12 protein-coding genes, 2 tRNA genes and 3 rRNA genes are annotated in these 20,235 nt (G+C 60.6%); 3 read left to right on the forward strand and 14 right to left on the reverse strand.

What is annotated here, in order from left to right; genetic code table 11:
* Positions 1–199 precede the first annotated feature (199 nt).
* The 6 genes from rimI to AC1ZV1_RS25525 all read right to left on the reverse strand — a co-directional run bounded on the left by rimI (position 200) and on the right by AC1ZV1_RS25525 (position 5,628).
* Positions 200–652 (reverse strand): ribosomal protein S18-alanine N-acetyltransferase, encoded by a 453-nt coding sequence (gene rimI / locus AC1ZV1_RS25500; RefSeq protein WP_024766615.1) that lies wholly within the window; start codon positions 650–652, stop codon positions 200–202.
* Positions 649–1,485: an energy transducer TonB gene (locus AC1ZV1_RS25505; RefSeq protein ID WP_484294190.1), complete on the reverse strand. Its 837-nt coding sequence runs from the start codon at positions 1,483–1,485 to the stop codon at positions 649–651. Before AC1ZV1_RS25505 ends, rimI begins: the two co-directional genes overlap by 4 nt.
* Positions 1,486–1,599: 114 nt before the next feature.
* The gene (locus AC1ZV1_RS25510; RefSeq protein WP_484297639.1) at positions 1,600–2,067 is read right to left on the reverse strand and encodes a DUF6160 family protein; all 468 of its coding nucleotides are present in this window, start codon (positions 2,065–2,067) and stop codon (positions 1,600–1,602) included.
* A 66-nt stretch (positions 2,068–2,133) separates the two neighbouring features.
* A complete protein-coding gene (locus tag AC1ZV1_RS25515) occupies positions 2,134–3,702 on the reverse strand; it encodes a hypothetical protein (protein WP_484294191.1) in 1,569 nt (522 codons plus the stop codon).
* Position 3,703: 1 nt separating this feature from the next.
* Positions 3,704–4,786, reverse strand: a complete 1,083-nt coding sequence (locus AC1ZV1_RS25520; RefSeq protein ID WP_484294192.1) for a hypothetical protein — start codon at positions 4,784–4,786, stop codon at positions 3,704–3,706.
* Between the two features lie 236 nt (positions 4,787–5,022).
* Entirely contained in the window at positions 5,023–5,628 is a 606-nt protein-coding gene (locus tag AC1ZV1_RS25525) for a hypothetical protein (protein ID WP_484294193.1), read from the reverse strand.
* A 217-nt stretch (positions 5,629–5,845) separates the two neighbouring features.
* Between AC1ZV1_RS25525 and mksB the strand changes: the two genes are divergently transcribed.
* From mksB to mksF, 3 genes are read left to right on the forward strand one after another with little or no spacing between them, the layout of a single operon-like run.
* The gene (gene mksB, locus AC1ZV1_RS25530) at positions 5,846–7,123 is read left to right on the forward strand and encodes an Mks condensin complex protein MksB (RefSeq protein WP_484294194.1); all 1,278 of its coding nucleotides are present in this window, start codon (positions 5,846–5,848) and stop codon (positions 7,121–7,123) included.
* A complete protein-coding gene (mksE, locus tag AC1ZV1_RS25535; RefSeq protein ID WP_484294195.1) occupies positions 7,113–7,877 on the forward strand; it encodes an Mks condensin complex protein MksE in 765 nt (254 codons plus the stop codon). The genes mksB and mksE overlap by 11 nt, the downstream gene beginning before the upstream one ends.
* Positions 7,874–10,708 carry an Mks condensin complex protein MksF gene (mksF, locus tag AC1ZV1_RS25540; protein WP_484294196.1) on the forward strand — a complete coding sequence of 945 codons (2,835 nt, stop codon included), beginning with the start codon at positions 7,874–7,876 and terminating at the stop codon, positions 10,706–10,708. Before mksE ends, mksF begins: the two co-directional genes overlap by 4 nt.
* A 135-nt stretch (positions 10,709–10,843) precedes the next feature.
* Here the strand turns inward: mksF and AC1ZV1_RS25545 are convergent, their stop codons facing one another.
* The 8 genes from AC1ZV1_RS25545 to AC1ZV1_RS25580 form a co-directional block, all read right to left on the reverse strand.
* Positions 10,844–13,144 (reverse strand): PqiB family protein, encoded by a 2,301-nt coding sequence (locus AC1ZV1_RS25545; protein ID WP_484294197.1) that lies wholly within the window; start codon positions 13,142–13,144, stop codon positions 10,844–10,846.
* Positions 13,137–13,757, reverse strand: coding sequence for a paraquat-inducible protein A (locus AC1ZV1_RS25550; RefSeq protein WP_484294198.1), 621 nt, complete (start codon positions 13,755–13,757; stop codon positions 13,137–13,139). The genes AC1ZV1_RS25545 and AC1ZV1_RS25550 overlap by 8 nt, the downstream gene beginning before the upstream one ends.
* The gene (locus AC1ZV1_RS25555; RefSeq protein ID WP_484294199.1) at positions 13,744–14,400 is read right to left on the reverse strand and encodes a paraquat-inducible protein A; all 657 of its coding nucleotides are present in this window, start codon (positions 14,398–14,400) and stop codon (positions 13,744–13,746) included. The genes AC1ZV1_RS25550 and AC1ZV1_RS25555 overlap by 14 nt, the downstream gene beginning before the upstream one ends.
* Before the next feature lie 219 nt (positions 14,401–14,619).
* Positions 14,620–14,735: ribosomal RNA gene (gene rrf, locus AC1ZV1_RS25560) — 5S ribosomal RNA — on the reverse strand.
* Between the two features lie 134 nt (positions 14,736–14,869).
* A 23S ribosomal RNA gene (locus AC1ZV1_RS25565) occupies positions 14,870–17,760 on the reverse strand.
* Between the two features lie 229 nt (positions 17,761–17,989).
* Positions 17,990–18,065 (reverse strand) — tRNA-Ala (locus AC1ZV1_RS25570).
* A gap of 27 nt (positions 18,066–18,092) precedes the next feature.
* Positions 18,093–18,169, reverse strand: a tRNA-Ile gene (locus AC1ZV1_RS25575).
* 64 nt (positions 18,170–18,233) lie between these two features.
* Positions 18,234–19,770, reverse strand: a 16S ribosomal RNA gene (locus AC1ZV1_RS25580).
* Together the 16S, 23S and 5S rRNA genes with 2 tRNA genes alongside form the textbook arrangement of a ribosomal RNA operon.
* Between the last annotated feature and the right edge of the window lie 465 nt (positions 19,771–20,235).

Raw genomic sequence — 20,235 nt, forward strand, 5'->3', positions numbered from 1 at the left:
GTTGTTATTGGTCTTAAGGGTAAGCCAGGAATCGCCCTCGGAAAAACCCGATCAGCAGGAAATTTCTCAATATTTGTGGGGAAATCGAGGCGTCAGAAGTTCCTGCAAGGAGCAAACCTGTAGGAGCTGGCCATACCCACGATTGCGAACATGGCCTACTCCTGCACGTTAGCGTCGACGGCGACGTCAGGCAGGTTGGTCAGTCAACCAGCGTGCAGGCCATCACCAGGGCGTCTTCACGGCCACCGACTGCCGGGTAGTAATCACGGCGGCGGCCGATTTCGTTGAAGCCATAGCGCTCGTAGAGGCGATAGGCGGGCCCGTTGGAAGCGCGGACCTCCAGGAAGCACTCCACGCCGCCCCGTTCGTGGGCACGCTTCATCAGGTGCTCCAGCAGCGCCAGGCCCAGGCCGCGCCCCTGGCTTTCCGGCTTGACGGTGATGTTGAGCAGGTGCGCTTCATCGAGGATCAGTTGGATCACGCCGTGGCCGACCTGCTGGGAGCCTTCGAACATCACCCAGCATTCGTAGCTCTTCAGGCCGTCGGCGAAGGTGCCGCGCGTCCAGGGGTGGCTGAAGGCGGCGTATTCGATCTTGAGTACAGCATCGAGGTCCGCCTCGGTCATCGGGCGGAAAGAAACGGCGTCGCTCATGCAGGTGTCTGACTCATCCAGCGTTGCCGCACACGGCGCATGGCGCGCCAGAGATCGGCTTTCAATGTAGGTTCTTCGGCCAGGCGCTCCAGGCCCGGCAGTGCCCAGGCGACGCCCAGGCCTTCGACCTGCAGTTCGCGCAGCAGGGATTCTTCATCGCCTTCGCCGGCGAAGCGCACGGCCGGCATGCCAACCAGCCACAGGCAGGCGCACGGAGCGCCCTCCTCCAGCCGCGCGGCAACGAAGCCCTGGACGAACTCGCGGGCGGCGTGCGGGCCCTGGTCCATGTTGCCGCGGGAGAACAGCGGCCAGCGCACCGGTTCGCCCATCAGTTGCGGGCTGTCCGGCAGGCCGGCGGCGCGCAGCAGGTCTTTCAGCAGCAGGTAGGCCGGATCACGACTGGCCAGCGGCTCGCCGGTGGGCAGCTCGACCAGCAGGATGCATTCGCCGGCGCGCAACAGTTGCAGCGCAAAGCGCGGCGGTGGGGCGACGGGCGCTCGAACGACCGGTTCGGCGTCCGCCTCGGCCGTCGCGTCGGCTTTGACTGGAGCGGCCGGCTTGGCCTGGGTGCCGACCTTGGGCAGCAGGCGCGCGGCGATGGAACCGGGCTCCCCGGCCGTGACCGGCGCTGCCGCGGGAACAGCGGCAGGAGCGGCCGCCTCGCGCGCCGCAGCGGCGGGCGCAGCAGTCACGGGCTCGGCAACGACGACGGGCGCGGGCGTTTCCAGCAACCCAGGGCGCGACGGGGCGGCGAACGGCAGCACCACGCGCGGCAGCCAACTGGCGACCTGCATGGCGCCTAGGTAGGCGCGGCGACGGGCTTCTTCGATCAAGGGGCGTTTACCTGTGGGTGGTGCCTGCTGGTGCAGGCCGACACGACGAGGCGGGATTGTCGCGTGAAACGCGCCGGGGGGAAAGGCCGGCGGGCGGAGAGCCCGCCGCTTCGCTTACGGCGTACCGAAGACGTAGACGTTGCCGGTGAGCTTGACCGCGCCCGTAGCCTGGTAGGTGAGCAGGTTGGTCTGTTGCAGGCCGCTGCCCGAGACCTTGCCCTGGTTGGCGCCGCCCAGGGTGAACTGCAGGTTGGTGGCGCTGGCGTTGGTCAGGCCGACCTTCATGGCCTGGCGGTTGAACAATGCGCCATCGCCATTGAAGCCGTTGTTGATGGTCACCATGTCGATGGACATGCCGTCGAAACTGAAGCTGCCCTTGATGTTGTCGAGCACGATGTAGCCGGTGCTGTTGAGCGGCTGGATCGCCAGGCGAGCACCGCAGCCGCCCGTACAACGGGTATCGGCGGTGTTGGCGGCGAGGTTGAAGTTGACGCTCAGGCTGACGCCATCCTGGCCGCTGACGTCGGCCATTTCGCTGTCGTCCAGGCCACGCATCTCTGCGTGGGCGCAGGCAGCAATCATCAGGCACAGAGGGGCCAGGAGTCGGCTCGAAAGACGTGTTGTGTTCACGGCGAGTCTCCTCATGGGCTAGCGTGGCAGGTTCACGGTGCGAACGTTCAGGTAGTCGATGCGCAGGCCACGAATGGCCTGGGAACCGACGTCGGTACCGCTGATATTCAGGTTGCCGATGCTGATATTGCTCTTCTGCACGTTCTGGTAGAAGGCCTCGTGGTTGGCCCAGGTGACGCCCGGCGCGCTGAGCACCAGGTCACCGTTGCTGGCCACCGAGAGCGTCGCCGGCTGGTAATTGGCGTCGCCCAGGTTGAGGTCGAAGTAGACGTTCTTGGCCACCACCTTGTTGGTGTCGGCGCAATTCTCGCAGCCGGCAATGATCAGTTTGTCAGCGTACATCTGCAGGCTCATGGACGCCTTCAACCCGGCGGCGTCGCCCCATAGGTTGAGGTAGGAGCCGTTGAGGGTGAAGTTCTCCAGCGCAATGGAGAAGAAGTCGGTACGGGTAGTGGTAGCTCCAGCACTGCCGTTGCTGTTGTAGGCGGTGCTGGGCAAGGTGAACTTGGTGGCGATGCCGATATCCAGGCCCTGGATGCGGGTGCCGGAGGAATTCTGCATCGCGCCGGCCACCAGTTGAACGGTGGAGACGTTCTTCTCGGTTCGAGAAATGGTGCCGCTGACGCAGGTGGTGGCGCTGCCGCCTTGCGCGCCGCAGAGCTGGACGAACTTGTCGTAGTCGCTGGCGCGCTGGCTCAGGGTGACGCCGTTGCGACTGACGTTCCAGGCGGCGCTGAGGTTCTGCTGCGCGGCGGTGAGATCCTGGGTGCTGGAGTCGTAGGTATCCACCGAGGCGTTGTAGTTCTTCACCGCGGTGTTGTTGTTACAGGCGGCGAGGATGCCGCAATCGTATTTGGTCCCCAGCGACGGGCGATCCACGCACCACAGTCCGCAGACCTGCGCGGGTGCGGCGTTGTAGCGGGTGTTCATGCTGTTGTAGTTGGTCTTCTGCGTCGCTTGCGCCGTGTCTACCTGCGCCTCGCGCTGGTTGACCACCACCATGTCGGCGTCGATGCCGCTCTTGAGCGTCACCATGTTGTTCGAATAAGTGGTCAGCAGCGTGTCACGCTGGGTCTTCAGTGCGCTGAGCTCACCGTTGATCTTGGTGGTCGCCTGGTTCGGGTTGGTGCAGCCAGCGTCGCCATACAGGCAGCCCTGGTAGTAGGACCAGAGGCCGAATTTGTGGGTGTCGTTGATCGGGTCGGTCCAGGTCGGCGTCATCAGTTGCAGCGCTTCCTGGTTGGCCGGGATGTTCAGCCCCGCCTTGTACTTCACCGGGCCGAGGGTGAAGGGGTGCATTGGCGTCCCCAGGTAAGCCTTGGTGTCCAGGGTACCGCGCTGGCTGCCCGCACCTTTGATGTAGGCGCCGGTGATGTCCACCTGAACGTCCTGGTTGGCGCTGTTCTTGACGCCGGTGATCTTCGACGTGGCAGTCGCCTGGTCGTAGCTGAAGCCATCGATGAAGAAGCCCAGGCCCGCACCGCTGACCTCTTCCAACTGATCGTCATCCAGTGCCTTCATGCCCAGCGCCGGCAGACTCACCAGGCTACCGGCGAGGCAGGCAAATACCGCTGCGCGCCATCCCATGTCAGCAACCCGCCGCTTGCGAACCCATGCAGGTGGACTGCCGGGGCAGGCCGCGCAGGGCGTCGTAGAGGTTGATCAGGATGGGGTAGACCGCGTCCGCGCCGCTGCCCACCTTGGGAAAGTTGGCGAAGGCGCCGGACTGGGTGTTGACGAAATTGCCGGCGTTGGCCAGGTCCTGCCAGGGCACATTCTGGTTCTGCAGGGAGAAGAAGATGCCCTGCGCACCGGTATTGATGTCGGTGGAGCCCGGCTTGCCGATGTAGATGGTCTTGTAGTTGGTCAGATCGAAGCAGGTCGTCAGGCCCAGCGCCTGGCAGTTGTTGGTGGTCGACAGGGTTGGAATCAGCGAGGCGATCAGACCGCCGGCGTCCGAGTGCAGCGAATCGCCCTTGGCAATACCGATCTGTTCGGCACGGTTGATCGGCTGGCCGTTGATGGTGGCCTCGCCGGTGCCGGCCTTGAGCAACACCACGTCGGCGTAAACCGGGGTATCGCCGGCCACGGCCAGTGCCAGGCAGTTGATGATGTTCGGGCAGCCATTGCGGGTGTAGTAGTCGTAGGCGATGGAGGCCGGACCGTAGATCTGTCCCTGCAGGTTGCCGGTGATCGACAGGATGTCGCCGGAGAGATCGCCCTGTGCCTTGCCGAAGCCGACCCGCGCGCCCACCAGTTGGCGCACGCCGTTGTTGGTCTGGAAGGCGAACTCGACGTAGGGGTCGCGGATCTGGAACGGCACCACCTTGGCATCCGGGGTGTTGGCGTTGTCCACCCGGCCCAGGGCGAAGTTGTTGATCAGGATGTCCGCCGGCTGGCCGGACACGGTGGTCGAGCCGGTGCGGCTGTAGTTGCCCAGGCTCAACTGGTCGATGTTGGTCAGCAGGCTGACGTCAGCGCCGAAATTGAGCCGGGTGTACTGGTAGTTCTGGTAGGTGGAGGCGTCGACGGTGAGCATCGCGCCCTGGCCGGAGATGGCGGACAGCTCTTCATCGTCCATCGACTGCATGCGCGCCTGGGCGGAGAAAGCCAGCAGGCCGCCACAGAGCAAGGCAAGGGCACGCACGAGCGGACCGGAGGACTGACGCATGGCACTCTCCTTTCCTGGCTCCCTGTTCGCGGGGGCCTTTTGTTATTCGTCGGGCGTATCGGTTCAGGACACAGGTCGAGACTCGGCGCCGTGATGCCACTATAGGAACTCACCCGCGACGGCGGGCCGACCCATAGTCGAGTTAATCGCTCCGAACGATAGACGAGGAAAGGAAAGTCCGGGCCGGGTTGTTACCCATCGTCACACCCGGGTGACAGTTTCGAGCGGCCCGGGGCTCACTGGTGGCGGAACAGACCGATCAGGTGCTCGGCGATCGCGCCCTTGATGGCGTCGAGGTTCAGCCGCGAATGAGCCTGCAGCTTGGCGGTGTTCAGGCGGTGCAGGTGCAGCGACGGCATGCGCGCCTCGTACTCGCGCAGGTCACCCTTCACCAGCACCGGCAGGAAGATGTCCCCCCGCATGCGGTAACGGTTGATCAGCAGCTTCAGGCCATCCTGGAACGGCATTTCGCGCGACGCCACCAGGCGGTGCTCGCCGGGGATCTTCAGGTACAGCCCGCTGTAGCCCATGGTCTCGCCGGGCAGGATATGGATGCCGGTAGGCTCCACCGCGTCGCCGGGGATGTCGTGGAAGGTGTCGAACCAGGCCTGTTCGTCCGGGAGGATGGTGATGCCGCCTTCCTGGTTCTCGGGAATCACGAAGCTGTAGTTGCTGTAGAGCTTCTCGACGTACGACGAGTAGATGCACAAGCGATTCTCGAAGCGCTGCAGGAAGGCAATGGCTTCGTTGCGATCGGTAATCGCATCCAGGTCCCAGTCAAGGTCGTTCTGGCGTTCCAGTTCGGCCCAGCGGGCTTTGGCGAGTGCGGCGTCGTAGGTCATCGGTGTCAATCAGACTCTGATATCTAGGTCTCTGATAAAGACTTTGGCAAAAAACTTGCCAGAAAATTCAGCCATTTAGGCCTGTTTTTTCGTGAGATGCGTCACACGGGCGCTGCTGGTGCAGTCGCAAACTGACGCGTTTCGTCACCCTGTCGGCCTGGGGTAGGCCTTTGCAGTACAATCGCTCCCTTTGTTCATTCCGGGCCCAACCAAGCCGATGATCGACCCACGACGCGTACTACGCGCCCTTGCCGAACACTGGGTGCTGCTCGAACCGCTGTGCGAGCGCTTCGACGCCGGCACCCTGAGCCTGGTGGAGCTGCGCATCCAGCTCACCAGCCAGTTGCCCGACAGTACCCCGGTGGACATCACCGCCCTGCTCGACCAGTGGGTACGCCTGGACATCCTCGTCCCGGTGGCGAAGAGCCCCAACCGCTTCGAGCTGAATGCGCAGATCCACGACTTCCTCGCCTACCTGCGGCAGGAACACCGGCTGGGCCTGTGCCTGGAGATCGAAGCCTACCTGCGTCACCTGGAGCGGCTCGCCGGCTACATCCGCGAGGCATTCGAGGCGCGCGACGGCAACGACCTGGCCCGCCAGCTGCGCCTGCTCGACATGCGCGTGCGCGACGTGCTGAAGAAGCTCGCCAACGACGAACAGGCGCTGGTCGCCGTGGCCGAACGGGCCAAGACCCAGAACCGGCAGATTCCGCTTCGCCAGCGCTACGCGGAAGTCCTGGCGACCTGGGACGAGTACGTCGAGCCGATGATCCAGCTGGTCTCCGCCGACGGCGCCTTCGAACAGGGCGTGCACCGCGTGGAGCAGGTGCTGCTGCGCCTGCTCAGCGAACAGGCGCGCCTCGGCCAGCTGGTGGACGACGACCAGTTGCTGCGCACCCACGCACGCATCCTGGAAATGCAGACCACCGCCCAGCTCACCCTGCGCCGCGCCCGCGAACTGCTGCTGCCGCTGCGTGAAGAAGCGCGTCGGCACAACGCGATCACCCGTGGCGCCGCCCTGGCGCTGTCGGTCATCCGCCGCAAGGGCATCGACGCCGTGCCGCAAGCGGCGCTGCCGATGTTCACCCGGCCGCAGAGCAACTTCCTCGGCACCGCGTCGCAGGTCGAGAGCTACGTCTTCGCCCTCGCCAGCTTCCAGCCCAAACCGGCGCACTTCCCCAAGGCCAGCGGCAATCGCAAGAGCGACGGCCCGCAGCGCTCGCCGCGCACCGCACGGGAAATGCTCGACCGCTGCCAGGCTGCGCTGCCACTGCCGGACCTCATGCAGTGGTTACTGGAACAGGAGCCCGAAGGCGCGACCGATGAGCTGCTCTACTGGTTCTCGCGCCTGTCGCGCGACGCCCGCTTTCAGCGCGACCGCCTCGATCGCCGCCAATACGACACTCTCCAGCACAGCGTCAGCCTGTGCTCCTTCGCCCTGATCGCCGGCCCGACCGCTGGCAAGGACAGCAAGAGCGAATCGCATGCAGATTAATCTCACCGAAATGACCCAGCTCGCGCCGATCTTCCGCGAGCTGTTCAAGGGCTTCCACATCAGCCGCCGCGACCCGGAGCTCTACAGCCAGCTGTCCAACCAGCAGGACGCCTACCGCGCGCTGTTCCGCAGCCTGGGCTACGAGCTAGTCTGCGATACCCGCGGCTTCTATTACTTCGTTCCCGAGCAGATCGGCGCCCAGGTGAACAAGACCGCCCAGCGCCTGGCGCTGTTCACCTTCATTCTCGTCGAGCACCTGGCCGATCAGGGCCGGGATCCGCTGGCAGTCCTCGATGGCGGCAGCATCGGCCGCGACGAACTGCCGCCGCTGCTGGAGAAGTACCGCGACCTGTTCCTGCAGGCCGAGGTAACGACCCAGGAAGAGCTGGAAGAGAAGGTCATGCGCCGCCTCACCCAGCTCGGCTTCGCCGCCGAGGACAACGGCGTGTACCGCTTCCTGCCACCGATCCACCGCTTCCTCGACGTCTGCCTGTCGGTCCAGCAGGACCGCGACCTGGCCAGCAACCTGCACGCCAGCGAAATGCAGTTCACCGCCCCCACGCTGATGGAGGAGGACGACGAGCCGGTGGTCATCCTGGAGTCCTACGCCGACGAACCGGCTGCCGACGGCGAAGAGGCCATCGTGGTGATCGACGAACCGGTCGCCCATGCGGAAGCTGAGGTTGCCGAAGAAGAGAGCGAAGAAGACGCCCTCGCCCGCGCCATCGCCGAAGAACAGGAGGCCCAGGCATGACCCAGGAACGCTACGGCATCCGCCGCTTCGCACTGCTCAACACCGCCGGCTACAGCCTCGGCATCTTCCCGCTGGAACAGCCGCTGTCGGTGTACGGCGCGAATAACCTCGGCAAGTCGGCGTCGATCAATGCGCTGCAGTTCCCGATCCTCGCGCGCATGTCCGACATGAGCTTCGGCAAGTACAGCCTGGAAGCCTCGCGCAAGTTCTACTTCGCCACCGACACCAGCTACATCCTCGTCGAGCTCGACCTGCCCAACGGCCGCCATGTGATCGGCGTCGGCGGCCGCGGTCCGGGCGGCGGCTTCGGCCACCAGTTCTTCGCCTATCAGGGCGAGCTGGACCTGGAGCACTACCAGAAGAACGGCACCTGCCTGCGCCTGCGCGAGCTGTACGCCAATCTGGAGCGCGAGGGCATCAAGTCCTATGAACTCAAGCCCGACGAGCTGCGTCGCCTGCTGGTTGGCGGTCACACCTCGATCCCGCTGGACCTCACGCTGATCCCGCTGCGCTCCACCAGTGAACAGAGTCTGAAGACCTTCCGCTCGCTGTTCATCAACCTGCTGCACATGCGCGAGATCACCGCCGCCAAGCTCAAGCAGCTGTTCCTCGATGCCTTCGAGCACAGCCTGCGCTCGGGCAGCGTCGACTACATCGCCGCCTGCGAAGAAGCCTTCCGCGATGTGCGCCGCATGGAGGGCGACTACCAGGCCCTGGTCGCTGCAGGCCCGCTGGTCGAGGCCCTGGCCAACGGCGTGCAGCAGCGCGAACTGCTGCGCGGCAAGATGCACCGCCTCTCGCCGCTGCTGGATAACCTGCTGGGCACCTGGGAAGACTATTCCGGCGCGCGCAAGGAAGAGCTGGTCATCCAGGCCGAGCACTACCGCCGCGAGCAGGACGGCCTGCAGAACGAACAGCGTGGCAGCACCGCCGAACTGATGCGCCTGGAGCGCGAGATCAGCGAAATCCAGCGCTGGATGGGCGAACTGGCCGTGCTGAAAAACCGCTTCGCGCTGGTCGACGACGTCAAGGTGCTGGAGCAGCAGCTGCTCGCCGCCAAGGACGCCCATGACGAACTGGCCGGCGCCCTGGCGCATTCCCGTCAGTTCTCCAGCGAAGACCTGGAAGAGCGCCTGCGCGACCTGGAGAAGCGCCTGAAAGGCGTTCGCCAGCAGCTCGAGCACGCCGACAACAACAGCTATGCCCGCCTGCGCGAGGAGTTCTCCCAGCAGGACGTGGAGCGCCTGATGCGCCTGTTCAACGGCGCGCTGTTCAGCCTGCCGCTGGGCGAGAAAGGCGTGGACCTGGACGAGGCCGGCCAGTGGGTCGGCAGCGTCGAGAAAATCCTCGACGCCTTCAAGGGCGAGCGCTTCGAAGTGCCCGGCCTGTCCATCGATATCTCCACCATCGAGCCGCCAGCCCTGCAGGCCCTGGCTGACCGCGCCGCCCTGCGCGACCAGAAGGAGCGCCTGGAGAAGGAGCTCAAGCAGCTCAAGACCCAGCAGGCTGTCGCCGCTGACCGCAACGCCAGCAAGGCGCAGGCGGACAAGCTGTACCAGGACGTGCTCGACGCGCAAAAGGCACTGGAAGACTTCCGCCGCAGCCAGACCCTGAACGCAGAGGAACCGGGCAAGCTGGAACAGCTTGCCCAGCTGGAAGCCACCCAGGACGAACTCAAGCGCTCTGCCGACGCCTTCACCGAACGCGTCCAGCAGCTCTCCGCCAAGCTGCAACTGATCGGCCGCCAACTGGCCGATATGGAAGCCAAGCAGCGTACCCTCGACGACGCCCTGCGCCGTCGCCAGCTGCTGCCGGCCAACCTGCCCTTCGGCATCCCGTTCATGGATCCGGTCGACGACTCCATGGACAACCTGCTGCCGCTGCTCAACGACTACCAGGACACCTGGCAGTCGCTGCAGCGCGTGGACGGCCAGATCGAGGCGCTGTACGCCCAGGTGCGCCTGAAGGGTGTCGCCAAGTTCGACAGCGAGGATGATCCGGAGCGTCGCCTGCAGTTGCTCATCAACGCCTACGCGCACCGTACTGACGAAGCCATGACCCTGGCCAAGGCGCGCCGTGCGGCGGTCACCGACATCGCCCGTACCCTGCGCAACATCCGCAGCGACTACGACAATCTGGAACACCAGCTGGCGCTGTTCAACCGCGAGATCAACAAGCGCCAAGTGTCGAACCTGCAAAGCTTCCGCATCGTGCTGGCGCCGAACAAGGACGCGCTCAAGCACATCGATCAGATCATCCACAGCGCCGGCCAGTACGAAGAGGGCGAGAACCTCTCCGTCTTCGACCTGACCCAGAGCGCCGAACAGGATGCGAAGAACGAAGAAGCCAAGGACTACCTGTCGCGCCTGGTGGCGGCGAACAACAACCAACTGGGCCTGAAGGACCTGTTCGAGCTGGCGTTCGAGATCACCAAGATGGGCGGCCAGCCGATCATGCACACCGACATCGACGGTGCGGCATCCAACGGCACCACCATGACCATCAAGGCGCTGACCAACATGTACCTGTTGTTGCACCTGATGGACCGCGAGCAGGCCGGCCGTGTGCGCCTGCCCTACTACCTCGACGAGGCGGCGGACATCGACGAACGCAACCAGTCGGCCCTGCTGGAGACCAGCCTGCAGCTGGGCTTCGTGCCGATCCTGGCGAGCGTGAAGCCGCAGGTCTCGGCCCAGGTGGCCATCGACCTGGAAGGCGGCAGCGGCCCCAACGGTATCTACATCGACGAAGCGGACTGGAAGTACATCCGTCGCCGGGATACCGAAAAAGCCGCGCACAACGACGTGGAGGCCAGCGCCGAGCCGGCGTGATGCTTGTGGCGTTGAAGAAAAGCCCCGCATTGCGGGGCTTTTTCTTTTCCGGGCTGGCACACCACCGAGAGGGCACGCTCTACCCGAGAATGAAAAAGGGCCGCCAGCGCAGCCCTTTTTCTATTCGGTGTTAACTCACTGCGCCCTGCCCAGCGGAATCTTCGGCGCCCAGTCCAACCATTCGTCGTTGGCCTCGTCGAACAGCGCGAAGGTCTGACCTGGCTTGGCCGGCGCGCCCATCTCGGCATTGTTCGGCGTGGCGAAGGCGACGCCGCCGGCCAGGATGGTCTCCATCGACTCCGTGCGTACCTTCACCCCCTTGAACAGGCCGGCATCCACACCGAAGCCGCTGGTGTTCCAGAAGCGGCTACCCGTGCGTACCAGGGTTGCGTAGCGCGGCTCGATCAGGATGTGGATCAGCACGCGATCAGCCGTCTCGCCCAGCTCGAAGGACGTCACCTTGCCGACCTGCACCTCGCGGTAGGTCACCGGCACGCCGGTCTTGAGCGAACCACGACGGGCCGCGCTCAGGGTCAGGCGCAGGCCGTCGGCGTCCAGCAGCCGATTGGGCTCGCCGTCCAGCAGGCTGAAGCTGGTCTGCTCCTGGCCAGGCTTGGGCGCCGGCAGCACCTCGATGTATTGACCGCTGACGATGGTGCCCAGGTTGCTGACACCAGACAGGCCAACCTGCGGTCCCACGACCCAGAAGCGGCTGCCCTGGCGGGCGATACGATCGCCTCCACGGGTGAGGCGTGCTTTCAGCTGGACGCTCTGCAGGTCCTTGCTCAGCTCGACCTGTTCGACGCGACCGACTTCCAGGCCCTTGTAGCGCAGGACGGTACCTTCCTTCAGGCCATCGGCAGTATCGGCACGCAACTCGATCATCTGCCCCTTGAGGTGCGCGTCGTCCTCGCTGTCGAAGAGTGCGAAGCGGCGCACCTTGGTCACCGCCGGGGCCTTGGGATCGGGCGTGTCGAAGGCGATACCGCCAGCGAGCAGCGTCTGCAGCGACTCGCTCTTCAGCTTGATGCCGTCCAGGCCGCCACTGATGGTCACGCCGCTGATATTCCAGAACCGCGACGATGTATTCACCAGATTGGCGTACTCGGGCTCGATGTGCACACCGATGATCAGTCGCGATGGATCGCGACGAGACAGCTGGTAGCTCTGTACGCTGCCGACCTTCATCTGGCGGTAGAGAATCGGCGTGCCGACCTCCAGCGAGCCCAACTGGTTTGTCGTCAGCACCAGGTGCAACCCAGGTGAGTCCAGATTCAGCGGTGGCGCCTTCGGCCGGATAACAAAGTCTCGCGTGGGTTCGCCACCACTGGCGAAACGCACGTTGAGGTAGTTGCCCTTCACCAGCGCCTCAAGGCCCGTGATACCGGCCAGGGAAATACTCGGCTTGACCATCCAGAACTCGGTCTTGCTGTTGAGGAACTCTTCGGTGCGCGGGTCCATGGACAGCGTCGCCGTCGCGCCGTTGAAGTCCTTGTCCATGTCGATGCTCTTGACCGTGCCGACCTCGACGCCGTTGTACATCACCGGCGTGCTGCCCGGCGTGAGCCCGCTGACGTCGCTGACCTTCACCTTGACGCTGAGCCCGGCCTGCGCGGCGTCGAAATCCTCATACAGGCGGAATGGCTTGGTCGGATCGGTGGGAGGGCTGTCCGGATAGTTGTCCGGGGTGGAGAATGCGATGCCGCCGGCGGCGATACTCGCCAGGGACTCGGTGCGCAGCTTCAGGCCACTGAGGCTGCCGGAAAGGGTGATGCCGCTGGCATTCCAGAAACGCGTATGTTTGCGCACCAGGTTGGCGTAGGCCGGCTCGATATGGACTTTCACCTCGATGGTCTTCTGGTCTTCGGCCAATTGGTAGCTCTTCACCTGGCCTACCTGGATCTGCCGGTAATAGATCGGACTGCCCTGCTCCAGGGAGCCCAGCCGTTCGGCCTTCAAGGTCAGGTGCAGGCCTGGCAGGCTATCCGAGAGCGGCGGCGGCTCCTTCAAGGCGGTGAACTCGTGCTGTTGCTCACCCTTCACCGGGTCGACCGCGATGTAGTTGCCCGAGACCAGCGTTTCCAGCCCGGTCACGCCCGCGATAGACACGCGCGGTTTGACCAGCCAGAAGCGGGTGCTTTTGCTCAGGTATTCGGCCGCCTCCTTGCGCATCTCGACCACCGCCGTGACGCCCATGTTGGGCTTGTTCACATGCAGGTCGACGACCTTGCCGACACCGATGCCCTTGAAGACCACCTCGGTCTTGTTGGCCTGGATACCCTCGCCGCTCTCGAACTGGATCTGGATCATGATCCCCGCCTGGTCGTAGGCGCGCCATGCCAGCCAGGCACCAATCGCCAATGCGATCAGCGGCAGGATCCAGATAGCCGACCAGTTGGTGGTCTTTCGCATCTTGGGTGTGGGGAGGTCACTCATCGTTTTCTTCCGCGTCCGTGTTATCCCAGATCAGCCGGGGATCGAAAGTCACAGCAGCCAGCATGGTGAGGACCACCACACTGGCGAAGGCCGCCGCACCGAGGTTAGCCTCTATGCTCGCCAGGTTGCCGAAATTCACCAGTGTCACCAGGATCGCGATGACGAAGATGTCGAGCATCGACCACCGGCCGATCCACTCGATGAAGCGGTACATCAGGTTCCGTTGCAGGGCGGAAAGCGGCTGGTGCCGCTGAACCGAATAGAGCAGCAGGGCAATGCCGATCAGCTTGAAGGTCGGCACCACGATACTGGCGATGAACACGACGGCAGCGATGGGAATCATGTCCGCGTTGATGAGCTCGACCACGCCCTCCATGATCGTCGCCGGCATACCGTTACCGAGGAAGTTCACTGTCATGATCGGCAGCAGGTTGGCGGGGATATAGAGAATCGCGGCGGTGATCAGCAACGCCCAGGTGCGGACAATGCTGTTGGGCCGGCGTTCGTGCACCACCGCGCCGCAACGGCTGCAATGGGTCTCGTCATCGTCCTCGCGGCGGTTGAGATGGTGGCATTCGCCGCACACCAGGATTCCCGCGTCAATGGCCCGCATCGTCGAACTCCCCTGACAATTCGCTCCAGACCTGATGGTGGGACATAGTGACCTCCAGCCAGACCTGGGTGAACAGGAGGCCGATGAAACAGGCAAGGCCGACGCTGACATGCAACTCCGCCATGCCAATCAGTTTGACGATGGATACGAGGATACCCATCAGGTACACCTCGAGCATTCCCCACTCGCGCAGGTGCTGGTAGCCGCGCAGCAGCAGCATGCCGTGCTCACGCAACGACCTGTAGCGAATGGATATCAGCACGAACAGCTGGCAGAGCAGCTTGAGCAGCGGAATCACCATGCTGCAGAGGAACACCAGGACAGCGACGCCCGCCATGTTCGAGCGGTACAGCCCGATCACACCGCTCCAGACGGTATCCATGCTGGTCTGGCCGAGGATGGTGATGTGCATGATCGGCAGGAAGTTTGCAGGGATGTACAGGATCAACGCCGTCAGCACCAATGCCAGGGCGCGGCGGACCATGTGGGGACGATGGATCTCCAGTTCATATCCGCAACGCGGACAGACGGATCGGTGCCCGAGGGGAACGGGCTCGCGACGCATCAGCAGGTCGCACTCGTGGCAAGCCATCAGCTCGTCCAGAGGCAGGTCCTGCAAGGCAGGTCCTTCGATATCGGACATGTAGGAACTCAGCAAAAATTTGAAGCTATTGTAGACGACGCCACTGCCTGTCCGGAGCCCGTAGCCCGTCTCAAATATCGTGGAGAAACCTGTCAGCCATGCCCCTTGCCGCGGGAACGGACATCCTGGTGAATTTCAACTGCAGCCGCCGCCGGGACATTTCGCGCGCAAAAGCAAAACCCCCGGCCAGCGAAGCTGACCAGGGGTCTTGGGATAGGAGCTTGACGATGACCTACTCTCACATGGAGAAACTCCACACTACCATCGGCGATGCGTCGTTTCACTACTGAGTTCGGGATGGGATCAGGTGGTTCCAACGCTCTATGGTCGTCAAGCAATTCTTTCGGATGCTCGTTGCAGGTGCACACGCTCATCCAGATTCAGGTATGTGACAGGTAATTTGCGGTTCACACGAACTTTCGGTTCGTTACGTCTTCACCGTACAACACGCAAATTGTTTGGGTGTTATATGGTCAAGCCTCACGGGCAATTAGTATCGGTTAGCTCAACGCCTCACAGCGCTTACACACCCGACCTATCAACGTCGTAGTCTTCGACGGCCCTTCAGGGGAATCAAGTTCCCAGTGAGATCTCATCTTGAGGCTAGTTTCCCGCTTAGATGCTTTCAGCGGTTATCTATTCCGAACATAGCTACCCGGCAATGCCACTGGCGTGACAACCGGAACACCAGAGGTTCGTCCACTCCGGTCCTCTCGTACTAGGAGCAGCCCCTCTCAAATCTCAAACGTCCACGGCAGATAGGGACCGAACTGTCTCACGACGTTCTAAACCCAGCTCGCGTACCACTTTAAATGGCGAACAGCCATACCCTTGGGACCGGCTTCAGCCCCAGGATGTGATGAGCCGACATCGAGGTGCCAAACACCGCCGTCGATATGAACTCTTGGGCGGTATCAGCCTGTTATCCCCGGAGTACCTTTTATCCGTTGAGCGATGGCCCTTCCATACAGAACCACCGGATCACTAAGACCTACTTTCGTACCTGCTCGACGTGTCTGTCTCGCAGTCAAGCGCGCTTTTGCCTTTATACTCTACGACCGATTTCCGACCGGTCTGAGCGCACCTTCGTACTCCTCCGTTACTCTTTAGGAGGAGACCGCCCCAGTCAAACTGCCCACCATACACTGTCCTCGATCCGGATAACGGACCAGAGTTAGAACCTCAAGCATGCCAGGGTGGTATTTCAAGGATGGCTCCACGCAGACTGGCGTCCACGCTTCAAAGCCTCCCACCTATCCTACACAAGCAGGCTCAAAGTCCAGTGCAAAGCTACAGTAAAGGTTCACGGGGTCTTTCCGTCTAGCCGCGGATACACTGCATCTTCACAGCGATTTCAATTTCACTGAGTCTCGGGTGGAGACAGCGCCGCCATCGTTACGCCATTCGTGCAGGTCGGAACTTACCCGACAAGGAATTTCGCTACCTTAGGACCGTTATAGTTACGGCCGCCGTTTACCGGGGCTTCGATCAAGAGCTTCGCTTTCGCTAACCCCATCAATTAACCTTCCGGCACCGGGCAGGCGTCACACCCTATACGTCCACTTTCGTGTTTGCAGAGTGCTGTGTTTTTAATAAACAGTCGCAGCGGCCTGGTATCTTCGACCGGCATGGGCTTACGGAGTAAATCCTTAACCCTCGCCGGCGCACCTTCTCCCGAAGTTACGGTGCCATTTTGCCTAGTTCCTTCACCCGAGTTCTCTCAAGCGCCTTGGTATTCTCTACCCAACCACCTGTGTCGGTTTGGGGTACGGTTCCTAGTTACCTGAAGCTTAGAAGCTTTTCCTGGAAGCATGGCATCAACCACTTCATCATCTAAAAGATGACTCGTCATCAGCTCTCGGCATTAAGATCCCGGATTTACCTAAGATCTCTGCCTACCACCTTAAACTTGGACAACCAACGCCAAGCTGGCCTAGCCTTCTCCGTCCCTCCATCGCAGTAACTAGAAGTACAGGAATATTAACCTGTTTCCCATCGACTACGCTCTTCAGCCTCGCCTTAGGGACCGACTAACCCTGCGTCGATTAACGTTGCGCAGGAACCCTTGGTCTTTCGGCGTGGGAGTTTTTCACTCCCATTGTCGTTACTCATGTCAGCATTCGCACTTCTGATACCTCCAGCAAGCTTCTCAACTCACCTTCACAGGCTTACAGAACGCTCCTCTACCGCACATCTTGCGATGCACCCGTAGCTTCGGTGTATGGTTTGAGCCCCGTTACATCTTCCGCGCAGGCCGACTCGACTAGTGAGCTATTACGCTTTCTTTAAAGGGTGGCTGCTTCTAAGCCAACCTCCTAGCTGTCTAAGCCTTCCCACATCGTTTACCACTTAACCATAACTTTGGGACCTTAGCTGACGGTCTGGGTTGTTTCCCTTTTCACGACGGACGTTAGCACCCGCCGTGTGTCTCCCACGCTGACACTTCCAGGTATTCGGAGTTTGCATCGGTTTGGTAAGTCGGGATGACCCCCTAGCCGAAACAGTGCTCTACCCCCTGGAGTGATACGTGAGGCGCTACCTAAATAGCTTTCGAGGAGAACCAGCTATCTCCGAGCTTGATTAGCCTTTCACTCCGATCCACAAGTCATCCCCTACCTTTTCAACGGGAGTGGGTTCGGTCCTCCAGTCAGTGTTACCTAACCTTCAACCTGCTCATGGATAGATCGCCCGGTTTCGGGTCTATACCCAGCGACTAAAACGCCCTATTAAGACTCGCTTTCGCTACGCCTTCCCTATACGGTTAAGCTCGCCACTGAATATAAGTCGCTGACCCATTATACAAAAGGTACGCAGTCACCTAACAAGTAGGCTCCCACTGCTTGTACGCATACGGTTTCAGGTTCTATTTCACTCCCCTCTCCGGGGTTCTTTTCGCCTTTCCCTCACGGTACTGGTTCACTATCGGTCAGTCAGTAGTATTTAGCCTTGGAGGATGGTCCCCCCATATTCAGACAAAGTTTCTCGTGCTCCGTCCTACTCGATTTCACTTCAAAGAACCTTTCACATACGGGGCTATCACCCACTATGGCCGCACTTTCCAGAGCGTTCTGTTAGATTCAAAGAAGCTTAAGGGCTAATCCCCGTTCGCTCGCCACTACTAAGGGAATCTCGGTTGATTTCTTTTCCTCAGGGTACTTAGATGTTTCAGTTCCCCTGGTTCGCCTCTTACACCTATGTATTCAGTGCAAGATACCCGAGTTATCTCGGGTGGGTTTCCCCATTCAGAGATCTCCGGATCAAAGTCTGTTTGCCGACTCCCCGAAGCTTATCGCAGGCTACCACGTCTTTCATCGCCTCTGACTGCCAAGGCATCCACCGTATGCGCTTCTTCACTTGACCATATAACCCCAAGCAATCTGGTTATTGTCTCGAACGTGAAGACGACATTCGCCGAAAATTCGCGCTTGAACTCGCAAATTTTACCTTGACTTGAATAATCACCAGTGAAAGAGATTATTCAGTCTACTTCTATCACATACCCAAATTTTTAAAGAACAGTTCTGGCACAAAGACCAGACATCAATGTTCGTTCAACCTGAACATTCATGTCTGAGCTTTCGACGATTAATGGTGGAGCCAAGGAGGATCGAACTCCTGACCTCCTGCGTGCAAAGCAGGCGCTCTCCCAGCTGAGCTATGGCCCCATCGGATCAGCAGCACACCACAACAATTGGTGGGTCTGGGCAGATTCGAACTGCCGACCTCACCCTTATCAGGGGTGCGCTCTAACCAACTGAGCTACAGACCCAATCGTCTAACCAGTGAATCAAGCAATTCGTGTGGGAGCTTATGAAGAAGCTGAGATCTTCGATTAAGGAGGTGATCCAGCCGCAGGTTCCCCTACGGCTACCTTGTTACGACTTCACCCCAGTCATGAATCACTCCGTGGTAACCGTCCCCCTTGCGGTTAGACTAGCTACTTCTGGAGCAACCCACTCCCATGGTGTGACGGGCGGTGTGTACAAGGCCCGGGAACGTATTCACCGTGACATTCTGATTCACGATTACTAGCGATTCCGACTTCACGCAGTCGAGTTGCAGACTGCGATCCGGACTACGATCGGTTTTATGGGATTAGCTCCACCTCGCGGCTTGGCAACCCTCTGTACCGACCATTGTAGCACGTGTGTAGCCCTGGCCGTAAGGGCCATGATGACTTGACGTCATCCCCACCTTCCTCCGGTTTGTCACCGGCAGTCTCCTTAGAGTGCCCACCATAACGTGCTGGTAACTAAGGACAAGGGTTGCGCTCGTTACGGGACTTAACCCAACATCTCACGACACGAGCTGACGACAGCCATGCAGCACCTGTGTTCCGATTCCCGAAGGCACTCTCGCATCTCTGCAAGATTCCGGACATGTCAAGGCCAGGTAAGGTTCTTCGCGTTGCTTCGAATTAAACCACATGCTCCACCGCTTGTGCGGGCCCCCGTCAATTCATTTGAGTTTTAACCTTGCGGCCGTACTCCCCAGGCGGTCGACTTATCGCGTTAGCTGCGCCACTAAGATCTCAAGGATCCCAACGGCTAGTCGACATCGTTTACGGCGTGGACTACCAGGGTATCTAATCCTGTTTGCTCCCCACGCTTTCGCACCTCAGTGTCAGTATCAGTCCAGGTGGTCGCCTTCGCCACTGGTGTTCCTTCCTATATCTACGCATTTCACCGCTACACAGGAAATTCCACCACCCTCTACCGTACTCTAGTCAGGCAGTTATGGATGCAGTTCCCAGGTTGAGCCCGGGGATTTCACATCCATCTTACCAAACCACCTACGCGCGCTTTACGCCCAGTAATTCCGATTAACGCTTGCACCCTTCGTATTACCGCGGCTGCTGGCACGAAGTTAGCCGGTGCTTATTCTGTTGGTAACGTCAAAACAGCAAGGTATTAACTTACTGCCCTTCCTCCCAACTTAAAGTGCTTTACAATCCGAAGACCTTCTTCACACACGCGGCATGGCTGGATCAGGCTTTCGCCCATTGTCCAATATTCCCCACTGCTGCCTCCCGTAGGAGTCTGGACCGTGTCTCAGTTCCAGTGTGACTGATCATCCTCTCAGACCAGTTACGGATCGTCGCCTTGGTAGGCCTTTACCCCACCAACTAGCTAATCCGACCTAGGCTCATCTGATAGCGCAAGGCCCGAAGGTCCCCTGCTTTCTCCCGTAGGACGTATGCGGTATTAGCGTTCCTTTCGAAACGTTGTCCCCCACTACCAGGCAGATTCCTAGGCATTACTCACCCGTCCGCCGCTGAATCATGGAGCAAGCTCCACTCATCCGCTCGACTTGCATGTGTTAGGCCTGCCGCCAGCGTTCAATCTGAGCCATGATCAAACTCTTCAGTTCAATACTGCTTGGGTTTTGAGAAAACCCTAAACTTGGCTCAGCAATCGCATGCTCTATTTAAAGAGCTAAAACTCTCGAATTCACGAGTGTTACTTGCGTTGCTGATAATCAGTCGATCATCAGTCTTACATCACAAGCACCCACACGAATTGCTTGATTCAACTTGTTAAAGAGCAGTTGGTTAAGGCTTTCGTCTCAACCGAGGCGCACATTCTACGCTAACCTCATCTTTCGTCAAGCTTTATTTTTCGAAAATTTCTTTTCTACTCAATCGCTTGTGCCTCAGCGAAGGAAACCTTCTCATCAGCGGGAGGCGCATTCTACAGCGATCGAACTCACTGTCAAGCACCTCGGTGATCTTCTTTTCAGCGAGCCACCAAAGCGACTGACGAAAGCGACAAGTGAATCACCTGCCTGACCACCACTCTCAACTTAAGACCTCTGTAAGTACTTGATTTTCAAGTT

It is taken from the genome of Pseudomonas sp. BB438 (assembly GCF_057180225.1).